The organism is Mycobacterium sp. ABE4_509 (genome assembly GCF_056160785.1).
The window spans coordinates 1-4,618 of record NZ_JBSWXU010000234.1; the positions used below are offsets into that span (position 1 = coordinate 1).

Consider the following 4,618-nt stretch of genomic DNA (forward strand, 5'->3'; position numbering starts at 1 on the left):
CGGTCGCGGCGGCCCGGCGGCTGGCGGGCAGGCGCCGGGCGGCGTGGGTGTGGATCGCCGTGGCGCTGCTCGGATTCGCCGTCGGCCAACTCTTCTGGACCGCATACGGGCTCACCCGGGAAGCCCCGCCGTTCCAGTCGTGGGCCGACACCGGCTACGCGCTGTGGCCCCTGGGGACGGGTCTGGCCCTGCTGCTCATGCTGCGCGACTATCCACGCTCGACGATGCTGCGGATCCTGCTCGACGCCGTGGTCGTATCCGGAGCTCTGTTCGGGGCGACCTGGGTGACGTTGTTGGGGACGGTGTACGCCGCCACGGCGGTGGAGTGGCCGGCCATGGTCCTGGCGCTGATGTATCCGCTCGCCGACATCGCAGTGGTCACCGTCGCGCTACTGATGCTGGTGCGCGCCCCGGTGCCCGATCGCAGGCCGCTGGGCATGCTGACCGTGGGACTGGCGCTGGTCGCCGTGGCCGATGTGGCCTACGCGTACCTGACCGCCGTGGAAGGTGTCTACTACGAGGCCATCTCGCTCGGCTACGCGTGGGGCTTCGTGGCGGTCGGCGGTGCCGCATGGATGACTCGGACCCGGTCGGCGGCCGGCCCACCCGCCGCAACCACCCCGGATGCCGCACCCACCTCGATGTGGTTCCCGTTCGTGCCGGTCGCCGTGGCGACACTGATCTGTGCGCCGGTCCTGGTTCCCCGGCTGGGTCCGCTCTACGTCGTCGGGGCGGCCACGGTGTTCGCGGTGCTGGTCCGCCAACTGCTCGTCCTGCGGGACAACTGCCGGCTGCTCGACGAGGTCTCGGACCGGGCGTTGCGTGATCCGCTGACCGGGCTGGCCAACCGCACCCTGTTCACCGACCGGTTGACCCACGCGATGGCTCTGCAGAAACGGGAGGGCAGCGCGGTGGCCGTGTTGCTGCTCGACCTCGACGATTTCAAGCTGGTCAACGACAGCCTCGGCCACCCCGCCGGCGACACCATTCTGGTTCGGGCGGCCGAGCGGCTCACCAACTCGGTGCGCGCCAGCGACACCGTCGCGCGGTTGGGCGGTGACGAGTTCGCGGTGCTCATGGAAGGCGATCCGGACTCGTCACGCTCGGTTGCCCAGCACGTGGTGGCCGCCTTCGACCGGCCCTTCCTCATCGACGGGCAGCATCTGCTGGTGCGCCCCAGCAGCGGGTTGGCCATCGCGACGCCCGACAGCGCCGGCCTGACCGTCGAGGAACTGCTCAAGCAGGCCGACGTCGCGATGTACCGCGCCAAACGGGCGAACTCCAGCGTGCCGGTCACCTTCACCCCCGAAATGGAGCAGCCGTGGGGCGAGGGACCCGAACCGCCCGCAGGCAGGCCCAAGCGCGACAGCGTGTCGCGTCGGGCATCGCTGGGCATGCTGCGCGAACTGCGGACTTCGCTGGAACACGACGGTCTGAGCGTGGTGTATCAGCCCAAGTTCGATCTGCGTTCCGGCGAGGTCGCCGGGGTCGAGGCGTTGGTGCGCTGGCAGCATCCGCGCCGCGGCCTGCTGACCCCCGATCAGTTCCTGCCCCTGGTGCGCCAGCACGGGCTGATGCGTTCGGTGACCACCGCGGTGGTCGACCGGGCGCTCGACGACGCGGTGCAGTGGTGGGCGGCGGGTGTGCGACTTCCGGTCGCCGTCAACGTGTTCGCACCGGACGTCGGCGATCTGGCGCTGCCGCGTCAGCTCGCGCTCGCCCTGCAGCGCCGGGAGCTGCCGCCGGAGATGCTGACCGTCGAGATCACCGAGGACCTGCTGCTGGAGAACCTGGCCAAGACCCGGGACGTGCTGACGATGTTGCGCGACCATCAACTCCGGATCGCCATCGACGACTTCGGCAGCGGCTACTCGGCGTTGTGGTACCTGCGTGAGTTCCCCGTCGACGAACTCAAACTCGACCGGCACTTCATCGCACCCATCACCACCCATCCGGCGTCGGCGGTGATCGTGCGCGCCCTCATCGACCTCGCGCACGCCCTCGACATCACCCCGGTCGCCGAGGGAGTCGAGAACGCCGAGACCGGCAGGCTGCTCCTCGAGTACGGATGCCAGGTGGTTCAGGGCTACCACTTCAGCAGGCCGCTGTCCGCGGCGTCGGTCCTGGAACTCGTCCAGGCGCAACGCCGTTCGGCAGAACCGGAAGGGCGGCTCCGCCAGAGCGCCCCCAGCGGTGACGCCGGGTCGATGCGCTAGCCGGCGCCGGCTGCGGCGGGCTACCCGCCGGCGGGAACCAGGCGCAGCGAGATCGAGTTGATGCAGTAGCGCTGATCGGTGGGGGTGGGGTAGCCCTCACCTTCGAAGACGTGACCCAGGTGGCTGTGGCAGTTCGCACACAGCACCTCCACCCGGCGCATCCCCATCGAATCGTCGGTCCGCAGGATCACCGCGTCGGAGTCGGCCGGATCGAAGAACGACGGCCAGCCGCAATGCGACTCGAACTTCTCGCTGCTGCGGAACAGTTCGGCACCGCAGGCGCGACACTGGTAGACGCCCTCGGTCTTGGTGTCGGTGTATTCGCCGGTGAACGGTCGCTCGGTGCCGGCTCTGCGCAGCACCGTGAACTCCTGCGGGGTCAGGCGCCGGCGCCACTCGTCGTCGCTGAGCGCCAGCGCCGGCCCCGGCGTCGCATCCGGCGCAGAACCTGAAGCTGTCATGGCGCTCAGGCTACCCGCCGGGCTTGCTCCCGGACGTGCCTGCCGGGTCCGGCTCGGGCGGTGGTGCGTTCACCCACGGCGGGTCGATGCCCTCGTCGAGACGATCCTCGTTCTTGGCGTCGAGGTAGCGGAACAGCAGCACCGAGAACACGACGATCAGCAGCAGCGACCAGCCGTAGGTGATCTTCAGGTACTCGATCGCCCGCCCGGTGGTGGGCCATTTCCACATCAGCCAGCGATCCATGGTGGTGAACCCGTAGATCGCCAGCCACGCGACCCAGCTGCGGATCACCGAGTTGGGCAGCACCACGGTCATCAGGAACGGGAACAGCACCATCGAGTAGTAGCCCTGCCCCAGGGACAGCACCAGCCACGAGGTGAGCAGCAGCACGCCCGAGGAGGTCAACATCCAGAAGAACGGGTCGCGGGTGCGGTAGTAGCGGTACAGCAGCCACAGCGCGGCGACCCCGAGCGCGGCGAACGCCACCCGCAGCGCCATGATCAGCCACATCGGCAGGCCGTAGTAGACACCGTTGCCCAGGATCGAGCTGTTGAAGTAGTCCCGGGTGGACAGGATGTACGGCACCGTGCGGGTGACGAAGCTCATCGGATCGTTGATCAGCGGCCAGGCCGCGGCGTTGAACACCACCGGAATCGCGAATGCGGTGACCAGCGCGCGCCACTGCCGGCTGAGCAGCGGCAGCAGCAGCAGCGGCGCCAAGAGGGGTTTGACCACCAGCGTCAACCCGATCGACACCCCGGCCCACCACTCGTGGCTGCGTTTGCCGTCCAGCAGCCAGCGCAGGAACAGCACCTCCAGCAGCAGGATGACGCCGTTGATGTTGCCGAACACCAGGGTGTTGGTGACGTTCTCGGTGCAGAACATCGCCAGCAGCAGCGCGGGGGCGGCGACCGAGGCCAGGGTGAAGTTGAACAGGCGCAGCAGGAAGTAGCCGGCGAGGACGATGGCCAGGGTGTTGAAGAAGATGAACCAGTTGCGCGAGGCCTCTTCGGGCACGTAACCGAACGGCGCCATGATCAGGGTGCCGCCGGGCGGGTAGAGGTAGTGCGGGTCGACCCAGTTGAAGTTCTCGTCGTAGATGTCACGGCCGAGCTTGAAGTGCACCACCGCCCGGTACACCGGCGCGAAGTCGTCGGTGATGAAGCGGTTGGCAACCAGGACGTAGCTGCGATGGATGGCCGCCATGATGGCCAGCGGCCACAGCACCGACCGCAGCACCGTCGCGGCGTCAGGTGGTGTGGTGCGAGGCCGGAACGCGGTCAGGACAAGATCACGCACCTGCGCACCGTACCCGACACCAGGGTGAGTGCCGGGCACGTATCTCCCAGCGCGTCAGGCCGGACAATAGGTGTCGGTGGAGGGCAGCTCACCGGTCTGGATGTAACCGATCACCGGGGGCAGCGCACACGGTGAGTAGATGGCCGCGCCGTGCCCGGTGCCCTGCCAGATGACCCGCCTGTTCGACGATCCGGCGTTGATCGCGGTAGCGGCGACGGCGGCCACACCCTCGTTGCCGACGATCGGGTCGTTGCGGACCCCCAGCAGCAGGGTCGGGATCTCCAGGTCGCCAGGGTCCGGCGGGGTCGAACCGCTGGGCCAGTTCAGGCACTTCACCATGTCGAGTGCACCGACGGTGCCGAACTGGGGGTATTCCCGACCCCAGGCCACCACCAGTTCGCGCACCCGGTCCGGTGTCGGGCGGGCCAACGCGTCGCTGCACCGGTTGACGAACTGGCCGTCGGTCTGGCGCAGCGACTCGGCCTCGTTGATCAGGGCGTTGAGCCGGCTGGTGTTGCCGGAGCGGGCGTCGGCGACGGCCAGCGCGAGTTCGTTGCCGGCGTCGACCCGCCCGCCCCGCGGAAAACCCAGCGCGGTGGAGATCGCCTCGGTGACCGCGGCGACCGAGGCGCCCCCGGGAC

The 4,618-nt window shown here is 68.8% G+C and carries 4 protein-coding genes; 1 reads left to right on the plus strand and 3 read right to left on the minus strand.

Translation table 11 applies throughout. The features are described 5' to 3' along the window. Positions 1-2,216, plus strand: a 2,216-nt coding sequence (locus ACXAID_RS27060) for a putative bifunctional diguanylate cyclase/phosphodiesterase (RefSeq protein WP_475025259.1), incomplete at its 5' end; no start/stop codon positions are given. A gap of 20 nt (positions 2,217-2,236) precedes the next feature. Here the strand turns inward: ACXAID_RS27060 and msrB are convergent. From msrB to ACXAID_RS27075, 3 genes are all read right to left on the minus strand, one after another. After that, positions 2,237-2,677: a peptide-methionine (R)-S-oxide reductase MsrB gene (gene msrB, locus ACXAID_RS27065; protein WP_475025260.1), complete on the minus strand. Its 441-nt coding sequence runs from the start codon at positions 2,675-2,677 to the stop codon at positions 2,237-2,239. A 10-nt stretch (positions 2,678-2,687) separates the two neighbouring features. After that, on the minus strand, positions 2,688-3,977 hold the full coding sequence (gene aftC / locus ACXAID_RS27070) for an arabinofuranan 3-O-arabinosyltransferase (RefSeq protein ID WP_475025261.1): 1,290 nt from the start codon (positions 3,975-3,977) through the stop codon (positions 2,688-2,690). A gap of 54 nt (positions 3,978-4,031) precedes the next feature. After that, the coding region (locus ACXAID_RS27075; RefSeq protein ID WP_475025262.1) for an alpha/beta hydrolase at positions 4,032-4,618 on the minus strand (587 nt) is incomplete at its 5' end.

What these genes read in the sequence shown, in the direction of transcription:
- msrB (WP_475025260.1), bottom strand. Translation starts at nt 2,677, where the DNA reads ATGACAGCTTCAGGTTCTGCGCCGGATGCGACGCCGGGGCCGGCGCTG.